Origin of the sequence: Corallococcus sp. CA047B (genome assembly GCF_003612065.1) — a bacterium.
GTDB lineage: Bacteria > Myxococcota > Myxococcia > Myxococcales > Myxococcaceae > Corallococcus > Corallococcus praedator.
In genome coordinates, this window is record NZ_RAWD01000054.1 from 1 (window position 1) to 19,443 (window position 19,443).

A 19,443-nucleotide genomic window follows, 5' to 3' on the forward strand; every position below is an offset into this window, starting at 1 on the left:
CCATCCCACCCAGGCCTCGCGGCCCTCCAGGCCCCAGGTGCTCGCGGACGAAGTGCGCACCTCGCGTCCCGAGGAGCGCACGGTGGACCGCGCGATGACGGAAGCCCTGGCCTCCGACGCGGCGGAGGCCGCCGCGAAGTCCGCCGTGGACGAGCTGCTCCCGGGACGTCCGGGCCAGGACCGGGACATCGAGCGCGTCCTCGCGACGGAGCTCGTCGCCGAGCTGGCCGAGTCCGCGGTGCGGCAGGTCCTGGACGACGGCCAAGACACCACTTCCGAACGGGACCTCGCCACCAGGGTCGCGACCCAGGTGGCCGAGGCCACCGCCGGCGTCGCCGTGGACGAAGTGATGGATCGCCAGGCCACCTCCCCCGAGGAGCGCGCCCTCTCCACCGCCGAGGACGGCGACGCCCACGACCTGGACGAAGCCGAGGAGGTCTGGACCGCCGACGCCTGGCAGCGGAATCCGGACAGCGTGCCCGTGCCCGTACCCGCCCCGGACGAGGGCGAGGACGTGTGGACCGCCGACGCCTGGCAACGGGATCCGGAGCGTGTTCCCGGAAGCAACCCTGACGGGGAGGACCTGCCGGAAGGCTCGGAGCGTGGCGAGCAGGACGGCGTCTCCATCTCCGTCTCCATCATCGCGGGCGCGGCCCCCACCGACGTGGAGCCGGAGGTTGAACTGCCCGACGAGTCCCACGACGAGCTGCCACCCAGCCGCCGCGTCCCCCTGTCGATCGTGACCGACGACGACGTTCCCCGCCGGGACGACCCGGAGCAGGACGCCTCCGTCTTCGCCCGTCCGGAGGAAGCCGCTCCACCCACGGGGTTCGCGGGGCGCGCGGCGGGCATGTTCTCCCTGGCGAAGGAGATCGCCGGTCAGGCGCTCGCGAGCGACGGCCTGGGACGCGCGGTCGGCGCGATGCACGGCCTGATGGAAGCGGTGCGCACCGGCCTGGGCACCGGCGGCGGCAGCCGGCTGGACGACTACGGCAAGGACGCGGGGTTGGTGGAGAACCTCCAGCCGGTCCTCGACTTCCTCTATGAGCAGTACTGGCGCGTGTCCGTGGAGGGCGTGGACCAGGTGCCCCGGGGCGCGGCCATCCTCGTCGCCAACCACTCCGGCGCCCTGCCCTACGACGGCCTCGTGATGTCCCAGGTGCTCCTGCGCGAGCGCCCGGATCTGCTCGAAGCGCGGTGGCTGGTGGAGGATCAGGTCTTCCACGCGCCCATGCTGGGCACCCTCTTCAACCGCCTGGGCGCCGTGCGCGCCTCGCCGGAGAACGCGCTGCGGCTGCTGGACGAACGCCGGCCGCTGGTCGTCTTCCCGGAGGGCTACCAGGGCGCGAGCAAGCCGTTCGCGGAGCGCTACCGCCTCAAGCGCTTCGGACGCGGCGGGTTCGTGAAGCTGGCCCTGCGCACCGGCGCGCCCATCGTCCCGGTGGCCATCGTCGGCGCGGAGGAGACGTCGCCGCTGCTGGGCCGCATCCCCGGTGGGTTCCTCGGGTTCCCGTCGCTGCCGCTCACCGCCCCGGGCCCGCTGCCGGCCAAGTGGACCATCCGCTTCGGCGAACCCCTGACGATGGAGGGGCTGCCCCCGGAGTCCGCGGACGACCTGGGCGAGGTGCAGCGGCTCACCGAACGGACGCGCGAAGCCATCCAGTCCATGCTCCAGGCCCTGCTGCGCGAGCGCCGCTCCGTGTTCGCGGGCTAGCTGAAGGCCTCGCGGGGAGGCACCGGCACGACCGGGGGCGCTTCAGCCGCAGACGCGGTTGCGCCCCTGGGTCTTGGCTTCGTAGAGGCGCTCGTCCGCCGCGCGCACCAGCTCCGCGGGCTCGCGGTGGTGCGGCTCCAGCGTGGCGACGCCCACCGACAGCGTGACGGGGACGACCTGCTTGTCGAACTCGAAGCGCTGCCGCTCCACCAGCTTGCGCACCTTCTCCGCGAGCTGCCGCGCGCCGCCCAGGGAGATTTCAGGCAGCAGCAGCGCGAACTCCTCGCCGCCGTAGCGGGCGAAGACATCCTCGCGCCGGATGCGCGTGCGCACGGTGGAGGCCAGCTGCTTGAGCACCGAGTCCCCCGCGAGGTGGCCGAAGGTGTCGTTGACCTCCTTGAAGTGATCCAGGTCCAGCATCACCAGCGACAGCGTGCGCTCGTAGCGGCGGCTGCGGGAGATTTCGCGGTCCAGCTGCTCGTCGAAGTAGCGGCGGTTGTAGATCTGCGTCAGGCCGTCCATCGTGGTCAGCCGGTAGATCTCGTCGTGGTACGCCGCCTCGATGTTGCCGCCCGCGATGAACTTGAAGATGGTGCGGCCAATCTTCACCAGGTCGCCGTTCTGCAGCGACCGGCCTCCCGCCGCCACGTCGTCGTTGACGAACGTGCCGTTGGTGGAGCCCAGGTCCTCGATGCGCACACCCTTCGTGGTGTTGGTGATCCGCGCGTGGTTGCGGCTCACCGCCTCCTGATCAATCTGGATGTCCGCCTTGGACGAGCGACCAATCAGGGTCTCCTCGCGCGTCAAATCGAACTTACGCCCCAGGTCCAGGCCGTAGATGACCACCAGCGCCGCGTCCAGGTTGACGGGGCGCTCGGAGATCTTCGAGATGACGGTGACGACCGTCTCCTTCTGGCCCATGGCGTCGGTAAACGTATCACCGCGCAAATCGTGAAAGCGAATTCACGGCCGGCATGGGTGCCTTCCCAGGTCGCAGAAGCACTGACACCCTGGTGCGTCAGGGCACCCGAACGGTGCGCACGGCGGTGACGGCTGGCCGCAGCGGCAGGTGCAGCCCATCCACCAGGGACGCCGCGAGCACCACCTCCGTGCCCGAGCACGTGGCGGGCAGCGCGAGGGACACCTCGCCCGACCGCGAGGCCAGGTCGCTCGACACCAGCACGCCGTCGCAGCCCGGGCCGCCACCGCGCACGCTGAGCAGCACCCCGCCGTCGTCGGTGAGCCCGGGGCCCACATGGAAGCCGTCCACCCGCACCCGCACGGTGGCCCCACGGTCCAGCGAAGCCCCTTCCGCCGGATCCACCCACGTCACCTGGGGGCGGCCCTGGTGCAGCGTGGACACGGAGCGGGTCGCCTCCGCGAGCGCCTCCGGAGCAAACCCACCGGACTCCGCCAGCGCCGGAGCGCCGAGCGACGCGCCCTCCGCCGTCGTCACGCGCAGGGCCTCCACCGACAGCGAGGCGCGCGAGCCTTCCGTGTCGCCCTGGAAGGTTCGGTCCTCGAAGCCCGACGAAGGCACGGGCAGGCGCACGCCGGACACCGCGCGGCGGCCGTCCATCACCACCATCCAGCGCCGTCCAGCCGCGTTGGTGAAGGTCGCGCGCACGACGGTCGCCAGCGGCACCGTGGCGTCCAGCCGCCATTCGCGGGGCAGCAGGCCGTGCCACGGCAACAGGTCCGGGTTGTAGCGGGAGCCTTCCGGGACGGCGAGGAAGGCGTCGGAGAACGTCACCGGCTGAGTGCCCTCCGGATCGAAGCGGGGCGCCTCCAGCGGGGCGAACACCGCGCTGGTGGCGGTGCCCGCGGACGCTTCACCCACCAGGGAACCCGACGACGCGAGCGCGAGCAACCGGTACGGCTGCCCCTCCAGACCGTGGTGCGCCGGGGCCATGCGCACGCGCACGAACCCCGGGGTCAGGAGGCCCGGCTGGGTGTCCGTGAGCGGATCCGACGGGCTGGTGTTGACGGCGGCGCCCAGGCCCAGCGGCACCAGGCCCCGGCCGGGCGCGGCGACCGTGCCCAGCACCACGGCGCGTTCCGGATAGCCGTCGCGCAAGCGCGGAAGCGCGGGGATGCGCACCACGAACGGGAAGCCCAGCGGCACCTGCTGGAAATCATGGGCCACCAACGGGCCGAGCACCGTTTCTCCCCCGCCCGGGGGTCGCAGCGTGAACTGCACGTCGCGTGAGAGGGAGGAGGAGAACCGCCCCGACTGAGGCAGCGCGCGTGCCAGGAGCAGCAGCGGATCCGTCCCCGGATCCATCATCCCCGCCGGAAGCTCGCCCGACGGAACCTGCGCGGTGAGGGCCCACGCCGAGCGCGTGCCACAGGCGCCCGTGCGCATGGCCACCTCCGGCTCCGCCACCTCGCGAAGCCGGGAATCACAGACGCCGGCGATGCCAGGCGCGACGATATCGGGCTGTGACAAGACGCCCAGTCCGAACACCCAGACGTTGTCCGGCACCAGGAACTGGCGCGTCGAGCTTCCCAGCCGCAGGTCCACCGGCCGCTCGGGTCCCGCCACCTGTCCGGGGGCCGCCTCCGACGCGAGCCCTGGCACCGACAGGCCCGTCAGCCCCAGGGTCAGCGCGCCACCGGACCCCACCGGCGCGAAGTTGTTGAAGAGGGCGCGCACCCCACCCTCGCGGTCCGCCGGGTTGCGGCGCAGGGGCAGGCGCAGATCGCGCGAGCCCTTCGTGTCGTAGTGGGCCAGGGTGAGGTAGCCGAAGTCCTCGTGGAACACGGACACGCCCACCTCGCCCCGCGCGGCGACCACGGCCACGCCCACCGCGTCCGTCGACTCGCGGGCCAGCGTCTGGCCCAGCGTGTCCGACACCAGCACCGAAGCGCCTTCGATGGGATGCCCGGTGAGCGCATCCGTCACCAGCACCCGCAGCGAATCCGGGGTGACATGGGCTGGCAACACGGTGACGCGCGCGCGGCACGTGGCCGGGCCCACCCGGGCCTCCACCGCTTCGGTCTCCGCGCCGGGCGAGGCCAGCGTGAAGGTGGCCCGGGCCCCGGTGCCGCTGCCCGTCACGAGCGCGGCCACGGCCTTCCAGGTGATGCCCTGGCTCAGGACGACGGCCTGCCCCTTGCCGTCGGACACCCACGCCTCGAAGCGCACGGAGGTGCCCACGGGCGCGACGATCCGTTCCGGCACGACGCGACAGCCCGCGGCGATGTTCTCCGGAAGGGGGCTGCCGCAGGTGCCGTCGCGACACACCTGGCCCGCTTCACAGGCGTCATCCCCGGTGCAGAGGGCGGGGACACAGCGGCTCGCGTCACAGCGACAGCCCAGCGACTGCTCACAGGCGAGGAGCGCGTACCGCGATCCCCGGCGCTCCACCGAACAGTCTTCGTCGCTCCGGCACGCGGCCTCGCAGCGGGACAGGGCGGTGTTGCAGAAGAAGAGGGACGGATCCGCGCAGTCCTGGTCCACCGTGCACGCGGCACCCGGGCCTTCGCCCTGGATGATGGGACCATTCGCGTCGTCCATCGCGCAGCCCATGGCGCACGCCAACAGCAATGCGAGCACGAGGCCGGGGGACCGGACCGTCAGGGGGACTGGACGCATGGGGGGAACTCCGAGGGGGACCGGCCTTGCCCGGACCTTACAGGGGGAGCGCCCGTGACGCGACCCGCCCGTCTCATCCCCTGCGCACATCCGGGAACACCGTGGGAGCCCGGGCGGGCGGGAAATCAAACGGGCGGGCAGGCAAGTGTCGGTTGGAATCCGGCGCCCGGGGTCCCAGAATCGCCCGACGATGGCGCGCAGTGAGCCCAAGACGCTGGAGAGCCTGCTTCCCAAGGTGCTGGCGCGCCTCGCCGGTGAGTCGGGCCGTGCCATGTCGCTGATGCCGCTCTGGGTGGCCGCGGCCGGGGAGAACACCGCGCGCCACAGCCGCCCGCACCACCTGGAGGGCAAGACGCTCGTCATCACCGTGGAGAACGCGGAGTGGGCCCAGGCCCTCACCCGACAGGCCCCGTCCCTCTGCGAGCGGCTCAACGAGAAGCTGGGCCCCGGCACCGTGACGGCCCTCGCCTTCCAACTGGAGTCCCGATGAGGAGGGCCGCGCTGCTGGGCGTGCTGCTCGCCACGGCATGGGGCCCCCTGTCCCCCGCCTCCGCCGAGCCACCGCCCTCGAAGGTGGCCTCCGTCACGCCCATCGACCCGGCGGCCCAGGCCCTGAAGCCTCCCGTCGCGGCGGAGACGCCACAGTCGCAAGAGGCCCGGGCCCGCATGCACGTCGCCCGCGAGTTCGAGCGCGTGGGCCGGCGCGCGCCCACCAGCGACAAGGCCCTGGAGACCGCGGCCCGGCGGCTCGCGCGCGAAGCCCTGAGCGAGTTCACCACCGGGGCCCCCGACCTGCTCACCCTGACCGAAGCCGTCAGTGAGTCCGGCGCCGCGGATCCGTCGCCCCGGGTCCTGGTCATCCGCGCCTGGGTGCACGCGCACGCCATCGGGACCTTCCTCGCCCGCACGGACTTCAACAGCGAGCGCGCGAGCCACTACGGCGTGGGCGTGGCGTTCCTGGGAGAGCGGGCCGCGCTGGTGCTGCTGCTCGCGGACCGCAAGGCGGAGGTCCTCCCCTTCCCCCGCGCGCTGGCCGCGGCCAGGACGGAGCGCATGGTGTGCGGCCGGCTGGTGTCCCCGCTGCGAAGTCCCGAGGTCTTCATCACCCGGCCGGATGGCGAGGTGGAAGGCGTTCCCCTGTCGCGCGCACCGTCGGGGACCTCCGGCTTCTGCGCGCGGCTGCCATTCACCCACCCCGGCGCCTACACCGTGGAGGTGGTGGGCCAGGGGGATGCGGGACCGGAGGTGGCCTCGCTGTTCCTCGTACAGGTGGGCACGCGCTCGGAGCGCGGCGAGCGCGAGGCGACCCGCGAGCCCACCACCCTGGCCGAGGCCCGCGAGGCCCTCTACGAGCGCATCAACGCCCTGCGCCGAGCACACCACCTGACGGAGCTCGCGCCGGATCCGACGCTGGAGGACGTCTCGCTGCGCTACAGCGCGCGCATGGCCGCCGAGGGCTTCTTCGCCCACGTCGCGCCGGACGGAGCCACCCTCACGAGCAGGCTGCCGGAGGGCACGCGTTACATCCGCGCCGGGGAGAACCTGGGGCTGGCGGCGGGCCCGCTCGCCGCGCACTTCGGCATCGAGCACAGCCCCGGCCACCGCAAGAACCTGATGGACCCCACCTTCCGCTTCATGGGCGTGGGCGTGGCCTTCCAGAAGGTCGACGGGCGCAACCAGGCCATCCTCACGGAGGTCTTCACCGCGGCAGCGCCCGGTACGGCGGCCTCCACGGATCCGCTGTCCGACGCGTACGAGGCCCTGGCCCGGCACCGCGCCACGCTCAAGCTGCCGCCCCTGGTGCGCAGCGATGCGCTGGAGCGACTGGCGCGGGAGCACGCCCGCCAATCACTCGCCCAGGACGAACCCTCCGCCGGCGCGGGCGACCCGTCCCCCCTGCACGAGCGGGTGTTCTCGGTGCTGCCCGACGCGGGCACGGCGGCGGTGGACTTCTTCGTCGTGGGAGACCCGGGCGCCATCCCTGAATCCCGCAGCCTCGCCACCGCCACCAACACCCGCGTGGGCGTGGGACTGGTGAAGGGCAACTCCAAGCGCTTCGGGCAGGGCCAGTACTGGGTGGCCGTCATCTACGCCGCGGTCCACTGAGCGCCGCACGCGCACGCAGTGCGGAGGCGACGTCACGTCGGACCTCCAGGCGAACACGGTGCTCTGGAACTTCATCACGGCGCATCCCATGCCCTGACATCAAGCGCAGGGCCGCCAACCGTTTTCCCTGGCCGGAAGGTCGGGGGCGGAGGCGCGACGAAGGGATGTCCACGCGGACTCCGGCCACGTCCCCCTTCGGGCGTGGCCGGAAAACAGCATCAGCACCCCGAAACAAAAGGGCGCGCCCGTCGATAACTAGACGGGGCGACGCTGGGTCGCATAGGCCTCGAGCCCCATCTGCGGAGGCGCGAGGTTTGCGTACATCGGGCACTTCATGCACGTGAACGACTGCCACCCACGACGCACGGCCTCATCGAGGCAGTTGTCGTAGTGGTTGCAGTTCAGGTTGCGATGCGTCTCGACGCCTGCCCGCTTGGGGCCGGCTTCGGGATTGATGGTCTGCGGCAGATCGGATGGACACGGCTTCATGGAGCCTCCCCTATGAGCTGTTTCCCCCCCCGAGGTCTGTGAACGAGCAGTGCTACCGACGACAGGTACGCCTGACGACACGACGGCGGTCCGGAGTAGCGCTCAACGGCGGCGCAACGTAAGGATTCCCTCCGGCTCGCGCAACGGGTGGACAACCCGCTGGACCAGCCCGTGGGCGCGGGATCTAGGACTTGTCGGGCCGACTGTCAAACCGACCCCCGCCCACCTGTTGGGGAATGTCGACTTCAAACCTCTCGTTCCGATGCCGCAAGGCCGCGATGTGAAAGGAAGATTCCATGAGTTGGACGGGCTGGGTGGCGGGCTGGGTGACGGGGGTGGCGCTGGGGCAGTCCCCGGCGACATTGGAGGCCGTCCGCCTGCACCGGCCTGACGCCGCCGCCCTCGCCCAGGCCGAACTCACCGCCTGCGAGGCCAAGAAATGCCCCGATGCCGGCCGCCTGGGCCTGCTCGCCGGCACCCTGGTCCTCTCCGACGGTGACGCGGCCCTGGCCCGGGACCTGCTCGCCCGGCACCCCGCCCCGCCGCCCCTGGAGGCCTTCCAGGCCTTCTACCTGGGACAGGCGCGCTTCTACGCGGGCGACCCCAACGGCGCGGCCGGGGACTTCGAACGGGCGCTGGAGAAGGCCTCCCCGGCCCTCGCGGTGCGCGCCCGCGCCCGGCTGGGAGAGGCCCTGCTGGAGGCCCACCGGCCCAAGGACGCGGCCCCGGTGCTGGAGTCGGCGGCGGCGGCGCAGCCCACCCCGGAGCTGCTCTTCCAGCGGGCGCTGACGCGCACGGCCACCGGCAACGCCGCGGGCCTGCGCGCGGACCTGAAGGCGGTGGCGCTGCGCTTTCCCACCCACCCCTACGCGGAGGAGGCGCTGGAGAAGCTGGCCGCGTTGAAGCCCGCGGTGAAGCTGACCCTCCCCGAACACCTCCAGCGCGCGAAGGGGTTCCTCTCCGCGGGCGCGGCGACCCGGGCCCAGGAGGAGCTGGAGACGGCGGAGAAGCGGTCGCTGGTGAAGGGCGCCCCCGCGCAGGCGCAGGTGGCGCTGCTCCGGGCCCAGGTGCTCTTCGCGCGAGGCAAGCCGGAGGAAGCGGAGAAGGCGCTCGCGGTGGCGCGCAAGGGGCCGCCGGCCATCGCCGCGGAGGCCGCGCTGGTGGTGGCGCGCCGGGCGCTGCGCTCGGATGACAACGCGAAGGCGCGCGCGCTGATGGTGGCGCTGGACAAGGCGTATCCGTCCCAGGCCGCGGGCGAGGAAGGCGCGTTCTTCGCCGCGTGGCTGGACATGCAGGGCGGCCGCTTCGAGGACGCGGCGAAGTCCTTCGCGGACTACGAGAAGCGCTACAAGAGCTCGCGCCGCCGCGACGAGGCGATGTGGTTCCGGGCCCTGGCGCACCTGCGGCTGGAGCAGTACCCCCGGGCGAAGCAGGCCCTGGACGAGTTGGTGACGGCGTATCCCAAGACGTCCCTCGCGCCGCAGGCCCGCTACTGGATGGCGCGCGCGGACGAGCTGGGGGGCGCCAAGGCGGCCACGGTGGGCCCGTCCTACGAGGCGGTCATCAGCGCCGCGCCCGCGTCGTTCTATGCGCTGCTGGCCTCGGAGCGACTGCACGAGCTGGGACGCACTCCGCCAGCCGCCTTCCCGCAGCCGCCGAAGCAGCTCACCCTGCCCCGTCCTCCGGAGCTGGAGCTGGCGGTGGCCCTCACGCGCGCGGGCCTCTTCCGCGACGCGGCGGACGAGGTGCAGTCGCGCGTGTCGGGCCTGCGCTCAGCGGACCAGGCGCTGCCGTTCGCGCACGCGCTCCTGCAACTGGGCGAGTACGGCCACGCGCACATCGTGGCGGCGCGCTACCTGTGGGGCCGCGCGTTCGGAGCGAAGGCCCCGGATGCACTGGCCGCGTTCTATCCGCGCGCGTTCTCGCAGGCGGTGGAGGCGGAGGCCACGCGGCAGGCGCTGGATCCGTTCCTGGTGTGGGCCATCATGCGGCGGGAGAGCGCGTTCCGCCCGGAGGTCATGAGCGCGGCGGACGCGCGCGGGCTGATGCAGATCATCCCGCCCACGGCCACGGAGATCGCGCTGAAGATGTCGGAGCCCGCGCCCGCCCCGGCGGACCTCTTCGCCCCGGAGCGCAACATCCGCTATGGCGCGTGGTACCTGGCGCAGCTGATGAAGCGCTTCGCCCACCCTGCGCTCGCGGCGGCGGCCTACAACGCGGGGCCCAAGGCGGCGGTGCGCTGGACGCAGGAGCGGGGCACGCTGCCGTTGGATCTCTTCGTGGAGTCCATCCCCTACCGGGAGACGCGCGGCTACGTGAAGCAGGTGCTCGCGGACCTGTACCTGTACCACCGCTTCTACGAGAAGGACGGAACCCGGGCCCGGCTGGCGATGACGGTACCCCCGCCCGCCACGGACGGCGTCAGCTTCTGACGGAGGCGGCGTCGCGGCGGGCCCTGCGCCGCCGCGAACGCTTCAGCCGCCGCGGGCCGCCCGGCGGCGTTCAATCTCCTGCTCCAGGGTCCGCACGACGTCGGACAGGGGCATGCTGCTGGAGTCCACGCGCACCGCGTCGTCCGCGGCCTTCAGGGGCGCCACGGTCCGCTCGGAGTCGGCGGTGTCCCGCTGCGTCTGATCCGTGAGGACGGCCTCCAGGCTGCTGTCCACGCCCTTCTGGAACAGCTCCTCGAAGCGGCGGCGCGCACGCACCTCCGGGTCGGCCGCGAGGAAGAACTTCGCGTCCGCGTCCGGGAACACCACCGTGCCGATGTCCCGCCCCTCCAGGATGGCGCCCGCCTCCGTCTCCAGCGCCAACCTGCGCTGGAGCGCGAGCAACCCCGCGCGCACCACCGGCCGGCCCGACACCTGCGAGGCGCCCATGGAGATGGCCGGCGTGCGGATCTCCCCGGACACGTCCTCGGTGCCCAGGAACACGTGGTTCTCCTCGCCCACCACCTGGAAGTGGATGCGAACGCGCCCGAGCAGCTCGCCCAGCTTCGCGTCGTCGTCGAACGCGATGCCCTCGCGCGAGGCCATCAACGCCACGCAGCGGTAGATGGCGCCGGTGTCCACCAGCGCGAACCCCAACCGGCGCGCGAGCAGCTTGGACACGGTGGACTTGCCCGCCCCGGCCGGCCCGTCGATGGCGACGATGAACGGACGCGGGCTCATGACAGGATCTCCTTCAGCGCGCTCACGCACCGCGCGTTCTCGGAGGGCGTGCCCACGGAGATGCGCAGACAGGTGGGAAAGCCGTTGCCCGCCATCGGCCGGACGATGACGCCCCGGCGCAGCAGTTGTTCGTACACCGCGCCCGCGGGCCGGTGGCAGTCCACGAAGACGAAGTTGGCGTGGCTCTGGGACAGCGTGACGCCCAGCTTCGGCAGCTCCTGCTCGTAGAAGCGCAGGCCCGCGTGGTTGTTCTCCCGCGTCTGGCGCACGTGCTCCGTGTCGTCCAGCGCCGCCATGCCCGCCGCCTGCGCCACCACCGTGAGGTTGAAGGGCATCCGCGTGCGGTGCACGTACCCCGCGAGCTTCGCGTCCATCACCGCGCAGCCCAGCCGGATGCCGGCCAGGCCGTGGATCTTGCTGAATGTGCGCAGCGCCACGAGGTTCGGGTGCGCGTGGAACAGCTCCACGCCGCTCGCGTAGTCGGGCCAGTCCACGAACTCCGCGTAGGCTTCGTCGTGGATGACGAGCACGTCCTTGGGCACCGCGGCCAGGAACGTCTCCAGGTCCTTGCGGCCGAACGCCGTGCCCGTGGGGTTGTCCGGGTTGGCCAGGAACACCATGCGCGTGCGCGGCGTGACGGCGCGGGCCATGGCCTCCAGGTCGTAGCGGAAGCCCTCGCGCATGGGCACCTCCACGAACGGACGGCCGTGCGCCTGCGCGGAGATGCGGTACGCCGGGAACGAGCCCTGGCACAGGAGGATCTCCTCCTCCGGCGTGGTGAACGTGCGCATCAACAGCTCGATGAGCTCGTTGGAGCCACTGCCGAGGACGACCTCCTCCGGCTTCACGCCCAGGTGCGTGGCCAGCCGGCGCACCAGGTGGAAGCTCGTCGCGTCCGGGTACAGGTGCACGGACGCGACGGCGTTCTTCATCGCCTCCACCGCGCGGGGCGAGGGGCCCAGCGGGTTCTCGTTGGAGGCGAGCTTGATGACGCCGGTGAGGCCGTACTCCCGCTCGGTCTCCTCGATGGGCTTGCCCGGAACGTAGGCCTTGAGCGTCTCGACGTAGGGAGGAACGAGCGGTCGCATGCGGGATGAACCTCTTACTTGCCGGAGAACATGCCCAGGGCGCGGAACTTCTTGTAGCGGTCGTGCACCAGCGCGTCCGGCGACAGCTCCGCCAACTGCCCCAGGTGCTTGCGCAGCGTCTTGCCCAGGGCCTCCGCCGCCTTGGCCGGGTCGCGGTGCGCGCCGCCGGGAGGCTCGGGGATGACCTCGTCGATGATCTTCATCTCCAGGAGGTCCGGCGCGGTGGGACGCATCGCGTCCGCGGCCTTGTCCGCCTTGGTGGCGTCGCGGAAGAGGATGGACGCGCAGCCTTCCGGGCTGATGACGGAATAGACGCTGTTCTGGAACATCAGCACGCGGTTGCCCACGCCAATGGCCAGCGCGCCGCCGGAGCCACCCTCACCCACCACCGTGGAGATGATGGGCACGCGCAGCCGGCTCATCACCTCCAGATTGACGGCGATGGCCTCCGCCTGCCCGCGCTCCTCCGCGCCGATGCCCGGGTACGCCCCCGGCGTGTCCACGAAGGTGAGGATGGGCTTCTCCATCCGCTCGGCCAGCTCCATCAGCCGGCGCGCCTTGCGGTAGCCCTCCGGGCGCGGCATGCCGAAGTTGCGCGCCATGTTCTCCTTCGTGTTGCGCCCCTTCTGGTGGCCAATGACCATCACCGGCTTGCCGTCGAAGCGCGCGAAGCCGCCGACGATGGACGGGTCCTCGCCGAAGTGCCGGTCGCCGCACATCTCGAAGAAGTCCGTGAAGAGGTGCTGGACGTAGTCCAGGAAGTACGGCCGGGCGTTGTGGCGCGACAACTGCACCACCTGCCAGCGCGTCAGGTCGCTGAAGATTTCCGTCTGGAGCTTCTTCGCCTTCTTCTCCAGCTTCGAAATCTCGGAGGAGAAGTCCACCGTGCCGCTGGTGGAGAGGACCTTCAGCTCCTCGATCTTCTTCTCCAGCTCGATGAGCGGGCGCTCGAAGTCGAGCGCGTAGCCAATGCCGGTTGCCATGGCGCGGAACTAGCACCAGGGTTCAAGCCTTTCAACGCGCAAGCGGTTACGCACCCCTGGAATGTCCCAGGCCCCCTCCCGTCTGGAGCGACATGGTCCTCGCCCTGTCCCTGCTGGCCCTGACGCTGTCCGCCACCCCGCCCACGCCCCCCTCGGGCCAAGCCCTCAACACCCAGGGATTCCGGCTCTATCAGGCCGGCAACTACCCGGAGGCCCTGGCCCGGTTCCAGGCCGCCGCCCAGGCGAAGCCGGACTACGCCCTGGCCCACTACAACGTCGCCGCCACCCTGGGCCTGCTGCGCAAGCAGGGCAAGGTGTGCGAGTACAGCGCCCACCGCGACGTCATCGTGGAGAAGCTCACCACCGCCGTGCGCCTGGACCCGCGCCGGCTCAAGCGGGCGAAGGCCGACGCCGACCTGGACGTCATCCGGGACACGCTCGGCTGGCAGAAGCTCCTGGGCCGCACCCCGGAGAAGGAGTCGGACGTGCCCGCCCTCGTGCGCGCCGTGTCCTGGTACGGCCCCGGCGTCGGCGTCTACGGCACCACCCGCTCCCTGCGCTTCCAGGACGGCGGGCGGGTGGAGTTCTGGCACCGGGACGTGGACGACTCCGGCACGCCCCACGAGTCCCGCACCCGGGGCACCTACACCGTCCGGGGCCGCGCCGTGGAGGTGACGCTCCCGGGCAAGAAGCCCCTCCTGGGCACCCTGAGCGCCGGGGGCGTCCTCACCTTCCCGGACGCACTGGGCTCCTTCACCGACAGCCCCTCGGAGTGCGACGCCTGAAACGGAAGTGACGTCCCGCGCACGCCTACACCCGCGCAAGGGCGCATCACCCTGGCGCGCCTGCCTGCCGGTGCCCATCCTCTTTTGCGGAAGCGGGGGAATGCCTGTGCACGGACTGAACGCGAGGCAGTGGGGGCTGGTGGCGATTGTCGCGGCGGGGCCTTTCGTCCTCGCCTTCCTGTTGGGGGCCGCGGCCCCGGAGCTGCTGGCGCCGGTGCTGGGCACGACGCTGGGGGGCCTGAGCTGGCTGCTGGCCACCGGCCTGGGCATCCTCGGCGGCGCCCTCTTCGCGCGCATCCTCGCGGCCCTGCAGCGCCCGCGCATCCAGGCATCCCCGACGCTGCGGCTCGTGGGCACGCTGGGCGGCGCTGGAGCGGTGGTGGGGCTGTGCATCGTGCCGGCGGTGGTGCTGCTGCTCGCCGGCCCCGCGTGGGCCACGCACCTGGACCGGGAACAGCTTCCGGCGCCCCAGGGCCTGCGCTCCCTGCGCTCGAACGCCATGGACCTGCTGGGACAGGCCCGGCGCGTGATTCCGCACCGGCTGCCGCTGTCCCAGCTGCTGCTGCCCGGCCCCCGTTAGGGAGTCAGGCGTCGCGTCAGGCCGCCTTGATCTTCGCGGGCGGCGCGGACAGCGCGTACCACGCGGTGCGGAACGCCTTGAGCTCGCGCAGTCCGGCCGGGTGACGGCCCAGCGCGGGCGCCATCGTCACCGGCAGGCCGATCTTCTTCTCGATGGCCTTGGCCGCGTTCAGCTCCAGCTTGCGGCGGTTCTCGCACTTCTCGCAGGTGGACTTGGGGCCCACGCGGTTGACGAGCACCCGCTCCACCTGGAGCTTGCGCTCCTTCAGGTACTCCACCAGCCGCTCCGTGCGGGACGCCGCCAGCTCCTCGCCGCGCGTGACGACCACGAAGCGCGACTCGCTGGGGGACGCCAGCGCGTCCTCGAAGCGCTTCACGTGCTTGATCATCCCCGCGATGTCGTCCGCCAGGTCCGCCAGCCCCTTGGCGCGGTGCTTGTTGAGCACCGTGTGCAGCGCGCCCAGCCACGTCTTCGCCGTGTCCGCCAGCTCCACCACGCGCACGGACATCACCACCGGCGACGAGTCCACCACGATGCGCTTGAAGCGCTCCTGCACCAGCGCGTCGGTGAGGACGGACATGGCCGCCAGCTCGTCGATGCCCGGGGGCGCGCACTCCAGCAGGTTGCGCAGGTAGAGCAGATCCGCCGGCACGTCGTTGCCCGCCTTGGGCGCGCCCTCGAAGGCCTTCTCCGCCTTCTCCTTCAGCCGCTTGCGCAGGGCATTGAACCAGCCCGCCATGTCCAGCTCGCGCGCGTACAGGCCCTTGGTGCCCTTCACCTGGGTCTCGGTGTCGGTCAGCCGGCTCTGCAGCACGTCCGACAGCGAGTGCGCCGGATCCGTGGAGATGAGGAGCACCGGCCCCTCCTTCTCCGTCAGCGTCACCGCCGCGGCGGCCCTGACATGACGAACAGCCCTCGTGATCCTCCACCTGGTTGACGATGACCTCCGTCACCGGCAGACCGCGCTCACGCAGCTGGGTGAAGTACGAGCGCGTCTGCGCCTCCGGCACCGGCTCCGCCAGCGTCACGAGGTGGAACGCGGTGCGCGCCGGATCCTTCAGCAGCGCGAGCAGCTTCTCCGCCTTCTGGCCCACCTGATCCAGGAACCCACCCGTGGAGGCCAGGGCCGCTTCGGACTTCTTGCCCTTGCCCCCGGAGGCCGGCGCGCGGTCCTGACCTGCGCGCACGAAGCCCAGGAACTTGCGCAGCTGGGCCGGCATGTCGAACAGGCGCAGCGTGTGGCTGGTCGGCGCCGTGTCCACGATGATCCGGTCGAACTCGCCCGCGTCCAGCAGATCCACCACGTGGAAGAGGGCCACCAGCTCTTCCAGCCCCGGAACCGCCTGCTGGTAGAGCTTGCCCATCTCCTCGTCCGACAGGTGCGTGCCCTTCACCGCCGCCTTCGCCAGCGCCGGGAGGTACTCCGCGAGGAACGGCTTGAGCAGCGCGGCGGGGTTCAGCTCCACGCCCCACAGCCCGCCTTCGCCCTTGCCCGCCTGCAGCTTGGTGGGCTTCGTCGGCAGCTTCTTCTTCAGCAGGTCCGACAGCGACTGGACCGGATCCAGCGAAACCACCAGCACCTTGTGCTTGGGAGCGTCTTCGGAGAGCCTCACCGCGTACGCTGCCGCGAGCGTGGTCTTGCCCACCCCGCCCTTGCCGCCGAAGAAGTGAAGAACTCGCGCGTCGCTCATTGCGTGTAGCCTTCCTGTGCCCCCCCGGCGGCACCCCAGATGACTCACGTCGGACGACCGCGCCCAGGGGGGCGGAAGTGGCCCGGTAAGAACCTTCCCGGCCGGGCCCTCACCAACGGGTGGGAGAGGTGCGGAGGATCCCCCGTCCAGGGGTGAAAAGTCAAGAATTGACAGGGGTTTTCGAGACCTCCCCCTGCCCTCCTGGCCGCCCGGGAAGGCCCTGCCCGCGCATCTTCCGGTGCGGTTTCAAGGGCCCGAAATCCCGGGAGTTCCGCCTACCCGTGGGGTCAGCGGGTCAGGTAGCTGCTGTTGGCGCCCAGGGGCCCGTCGTTGCCCTGGCCGCCCAGGTTTCCGCCGCCCGGCGTGCCCTGGGCCCGGTTCTCCGCCGCGTAGCGGTTGAGCTTGTTGTAGAGCGTCTTCTCGCTCACCCCCAGCACCTCGGCCGTGCGTGCCTTGTTGTTCCCGTTGCGCTGCAGGCTGCCCAGGATGTACTCGCGCTCCACCGCGTCCAGGCTCAGGCCGAACGGCAGCTTGAACGTGTGGCGCTCCGGGCCCTTGCCGGCCATGTCGGGCGGCAGGTGCTCGCGGGTGATCAGCTCCCCGTCGCAGAGGATGACGGCGCGCTCCACGGCGTTGCGCAGCTCGCGGATGTTGCCCGGCCAGTCGTAGTTCTTGAGCACCTCCATGGCCTCCGGGTGCACGCCGGAGACGCGCTTGGCGGAGTCCCCGCGGAACTTGTCCACGAAGTGCTGCACCAGGATGGGCACGTCCTCCCGGCGCTCGCGCAGGGGCGGCAGGTGCAGTTGGAACACGTTGAGGCGGAAGTAGAGATCCTCGCGGAAGCGCTGGTTCTTGATCTCCTGCTTCAGGTCGCGGTTCGTGGCGGACAGCACGCGCACGTCCACTTCGATCTCCACCTTGCCACCCAGCCGGCGCAGGCGGCCCTCCTCCAGCACGCGCAGCAGCTTCGCCTGCAGGTCGATGGGGATTTCCCCCAATTCGTCCAGGAAGAGCGTGCCGCCGTGGGCCATCTCGAAGACGCCCGGACGGCGCTGATCCGCGCCGGTGAAGGCGCCGCGCTCGTGGCCGAAGAGCTCGGATTCGATGAGGGTCGCGGGGATGGACGCGCAGTTGATCGCGATGAAGGGCTTGTCGCGGCGCAGGGACAGGTTGTGCACCGTGCGGGCCACCACCTCCTTGCCCGTGCCGGACTCGCCGCTGATGGAGACGCTGGCCTTGGACGGGGCCACCTTCTCCATCATCTCGATGACCTTGCGCATGCCGGTGGAGCTGGCGATGAGGTCCGTGGAGCCCAGCTGCTTGAGGCGACGCCTGAGCGTCTGCACCTCGCGCATGGTCTCCTTCTTCTCCAGCGCGCGGTCGATGCAGACCTTGAGCCGCGCGGTGTCCAGCGGCTTCACGATGAAGTCGTACGCGCCCTCGCGGATGGCCTCCACCGCGGTGTCGATGGTGCCTCGGCCGGTGAGGAACACCACCGGACAATCCGGCAGCTCCTCGCGCAGGTTGCGCAGGAGCCACAGGCCGTCCGTCTCCGGCATGGCCAGATCCGACAGGACGACGTCGGGCCGGAACTCACCGGCCTTGCGGAGGGCGTCATGCCCGTCGAACGCGGTCTCGACCTTGTGGCCCCACGCGGACAGCATCTCCGCCAGGGCCTCGCAGGTCTCACGTTCGTCATCCACGGCCAGGATTCGTGCGCTGCCCAAGGTGAAAACCTCCACTGCGATGAAGCGTGATGAAAATAGAAAAGAAGTCCGTCAGCGCCCGAAAGGGGGATCAGGCGCGCGGGAAGACGAGGCGGCAGGAGCCCGCCTGGATACCGAATTCGATGCCCAGCTGGGCCGCGCGGAGCGTCAGGGCGGCCACGGTGTCGGACGCCTGCTCGGGCCCCGTGGAGCCGTCCTCCACCTCCAGCACCGCGAACGCATCCTCCGCGCGCACGGAGACCACCACGGTGCTGCCGGAGTCCGCGCGGTTGAAGGCGCGCATCAGCACCTGCACCAGGAAGAAGCCCAGCTCGGTGGTGTCCTCCAGCCGCGCCTGCACGTCCGGTTCGATGTCGCGCTTCACCTGCACGCGGCGTCGGCGGCTCTCGTGGCCCAGCACGTCCAGCGCCTTGCCCGTCGCGTCCGACAGCGAGGCGTCCCCGGAGGGGCCCGCGCCGCGAAACACGATGAAGTCCGAGAACAGCTTCAGCAGGCCGTCCACGCGCTGGATCTGCTCGCGCATGGCCTTGAGGTTCTTCTCCTGCGTGGCCGGCACCTGGCCGGACTCACCCTTGAGCTTCTCGGAGAGGACCTCCAGGTGGATGGCCAGCGCATTGAGCGGATTGCGGACGTCGTGCAGGAGGCTGTCCATCAGCGCCGGCACGGCGTCGTAGCGGGCAGCGCCCACCACGGGATCCGACACTTCCTGGACAGGGGACACACTGCTGGCCATCGCGGATGAGCTAACCACCTGGAACTCCTCGGAATTTCCGTCACCCCGCCCCCGCCGCCGCCCTACCGGAGCCAGGATTTAGGGAGCACCCTGGGGATTGGCAACCCTGGGTCGGTAATTCTTGCCGGAGTTCTGAAATTCCCGTGTGGCGACGCACACTTACGACCGCATCCAAGTGTCCTTCAGCCAACGGAGACCCTGCCCTCGCTTCAGGGTGTGTCCAGGGTCTGTCCAACGCCGGACAACGCGCCGCTCTCAGGTGCCGGTGGGAGCGGGAGGCTGGGCGGCGGGGCCCACGCCGATCAGCTGGAGGCCCAGGCGCGCGGCGTATTCGAAGATGCGCGGGTCCCGGTAGAACTCACCGAAGACGATGCGCGTGCAGCCGCTGTTGGCGATCAGCTTGAAGCACGGCCAGCAGGGGCTGGCGGTCGTGTAGATGGTCGCCCCGTCGATGGAGACACCATTCTTCGCGGCCTGGATGATGGCGTTGGCCTCCGCGTGCACGGTGGCCACGCAGTGGCCGTTCTCCATCATGTGGCCCACGTCGTCGCAGTGGGGCAGCCCGCGGATGGCGCCGTTGTAGCCGGTGGACAGGATGGTCTTGTCGCGCACCAGCACCGCGCCCACGTGCTTGCGATCACAGGTGGCGCGGGTGGCCACCTGCTGGGCGATGTCCATGAAGTACTGATCCCAATTGCCCCGAGCGGACATGCGCGAACCTCCAGATGACGTGCCCTCCGTGCTCTACCGCCGGGGGACGCCCTGTCCAGTTCACGAAT

15 protein-coding genes and 1 pseudogene are annotated in these 19,443 nt (G+C 71.1%); 6 read left to right on the forward strand and 10 right to left on the reverse strand.

Going from position 1 to position 19,443, the window contains the following annotated elements:
- Positions 1 to 1,714: lysophospholipid acyltransferase family protein (locus D7X74_RS11650; RefSeq protein WP_147446548.1), on the forward strand; the 1,714-nt coding region annotated here is incomplete at its 5' end.
- A 42-nt stretch (positions 1,715 to 1,756) separates the two neighbouring features.
- On the opposite strand, the gene D7X74_RS11655 is transcribed toward D7X74_RS11650, so the two are convergent.
- Complete coding sequence (locus D7X74_RS11655) at positions 1,757 to 2,635, reverse strand: GGDEF domain-containing protein (protein ID WP_120533013.1); 879 nt, start codon at positions 2,633 to 2,635, stop codon at positions 1,757 to 1,759.
- Between the two features lie 97 nt (positions 2,636 to 2,732).
- Positions 2,733 to 5,312: a dickkopf-related protein gene (locus tag D7X74_RS11660; RefSeq protein WP_120533014.1), complete on the reverse strand. Its 2,580-nt coding sequence runs from the start codon at positions 5,310 to 5,312 to the stop codon at positions 2,733 to 2,735.
- Positions 5,313 to 5,502: 190 nt separating this feature from the next.
- Between D7X74_RS11660 and D7X74_RS11665 the strand changes: the two genes are divergently transcribed.
- Complete coding sequence (locus D7X74_RS11665; RefSeq protein ID WP_120533015.1) at positions 5,503 to 5,802, forward strand: DciA family protein; 300 nt, start codon at positions 5,503 to 5,505, stop codon at positions 5,800 to 5,802.
- Entirely contained in the window at positions 5,799 to 7,418 is a 1,620-nt protein-coding gene (locus D7X74_RS11670; protein ID WP_120533016.1) for a CAP domain-containing protein, read from the forward strand. The genes D7X74_RS11665 and D7X74_RS11670 overlap by 4 nt, the downstream gene beginning before the upstream one ends.
- Positions 7,419 to 7,673: 255 nt before the next feature.
- Here the strand turns inward: D7X74_RS11670 and D7X74_RS11675 are convergent, their stop codons facing one another.
- Complete coding sequence (locus D7X74_RS11675; protein WP_014396719.1) at positions 7,674 to 7,907, reverse strand: hypothetical protein; 234 nt, start codon at positions 7,905 to 7,907, stop codon at positions 7,674 to 7,676.
- 296 nt (positions 7,908 to 8,203) lie between these two features.
- On the opposite strand from D7X74_RS11675, the gene D7X74_RS11680 reads away from it, so the two are divergent.
- A complete protein-coding gene (locus D7X74_RS11680; RefSeq protein WP_120533017.1) occupies positions 8,204 to 10,339 on the forward strand; it encodes a transglycosylase SLT domain-containing protein in 2,136 nt (711 codons plus the stop codon).
- A 42-nt stretch (positions 10,340 to 10,381) separates the two neighbouring features.
- On the opposite strand, the gene cmk is transcribed toward D7X74_RS11680, so the two are convergent.
- The 3 genes from cmk to D7X74_RS11695 are packed head-to-tail and all read right to left on the reverse strand — an operon-like array spanning position 10,382 to position 13,148.
- Positions 10,382 to 11,077: a (d)CMP kinase gene (gene cmk / locus D7X74_RS11685; RefSeq protein WP_120533018.1), complete on the reverse strand. Its 696-nt coding sequence runs from the start codon at positions 11,075 to 11,077 to the stop codon at positions 10,382 to 10,384.
- Entirely contained in the window at positions 11,074 to 12,165 is a 1,092-nt protein-coding gene (gene hisC / locus D7X74_RS11690) for a histidinol-phosphate transaminase (protein ID WP_120533019.1), read from the reverse strand. Before hisC ends, cmk begins: the two co-directional genes overlap by 4 nt.
- Before the next feature lie 14 nt (positions 12,166 to 12,179).
- Positions 12,180 to 13,148 (reverse strand): acetyl-CoA carboxylase carboxyltransferase subunit alpha, encoded by a 969-nt coding sequence (locus tag D7X74_RS11695; protein WP_120533020.1) that lies wholly within the window; start codon positions 13,146 to 13,148, stop codon positions 12,180 to 12,182.
- A 92-nt stretch (positions 13,149 to 13,240) separates the two neighbouring features.
- Here D7X74_RS11695 and D7X74_RS11700 point away from each other — a divergent pair, with 92 nt between their 5' ends.
- The gene (locus tag D7X74_RS11700; RefSeq protein ID WP_199741806.1) at positions 13,241 to 13,933 is read left to right on the forward strand and encodes a tetratricopeptide repeat protein; all 693 of its coding nucleotides are present in this window, start codon (positions 13,241 to 13,243) and stop codon (positions 13,931 to 13,933) included.
- 100 nt (positions 13,934 to 14,033) lie between these two features.
- The gene (locus D7X74_RS11705) at positions 14,034 to 14,513 is read left to right on the forward strand and encodes a hypothetical protein (protein ID WP_120533021.1); all 480 of its coding nucleotides are present in this window, start codon (positions 14,034 to 14,036) and stop codon (positions 14,511 to 14,513) included.
- A 16-nt stretch (positions 14,514 to 14,529) separates the two neighbouring features.
- Here the strand turns inward: D7X74_RS11705 and D7X74_RS45260 are convergent.
- From D7X74_RS45260 to D7X74_RS11725, 4 genes and pseudogenes are all read right to left on the reverse strand, one after another.
- Positions 14,530 to 16,204, reverse strand: a pseudogene (locus D7X74_RS45260) (ArsA family ATPase).
- A gap of 287 nt (positions 16,205 to 16,491) precedes the next feature.
- Entirely contained in the window at positions 16,492 to 17,931 is a 1,440-nt protein-coding gene (gene nla6, locus D7X74_RS11715) for an enhancer binding protein Nla6 (RefSeq protein WP_120533022.1), read from the reverse strand.
- Positions 17,932 to 18,001: 70 nt separating this feature from the next.
- Positions 18,002 to 18,664 carry a HAMP domain-containing histidine kinase gene (locus D7X74_RS11720; protein WP_199732765.1) on the reverse strand — a complete coding sequence of 221 codons (663 nt, stop codon included), beginning with the start codon at positions 18,662 to 18,664 and terminating at the stop codon, positions 18,002 to 18,004.
- Positions 18,665 to 18,919: 255 nt separating this feature from the next.
- Positions 18,920 to 19,375 (reverse strand): cytidine/deoxycytidylate deaminase family protein, encoded by a 456-nt coding sequence (locus D7X74_RS11725; protein ID WP_120533024.1) that lies wholly within the window; start codon positions 19,373 to 19,375, stop codon positions 18,920 to 18,922.
- Positions 19,376 to 19,443 lie beyond the last annotated feature (68 nt).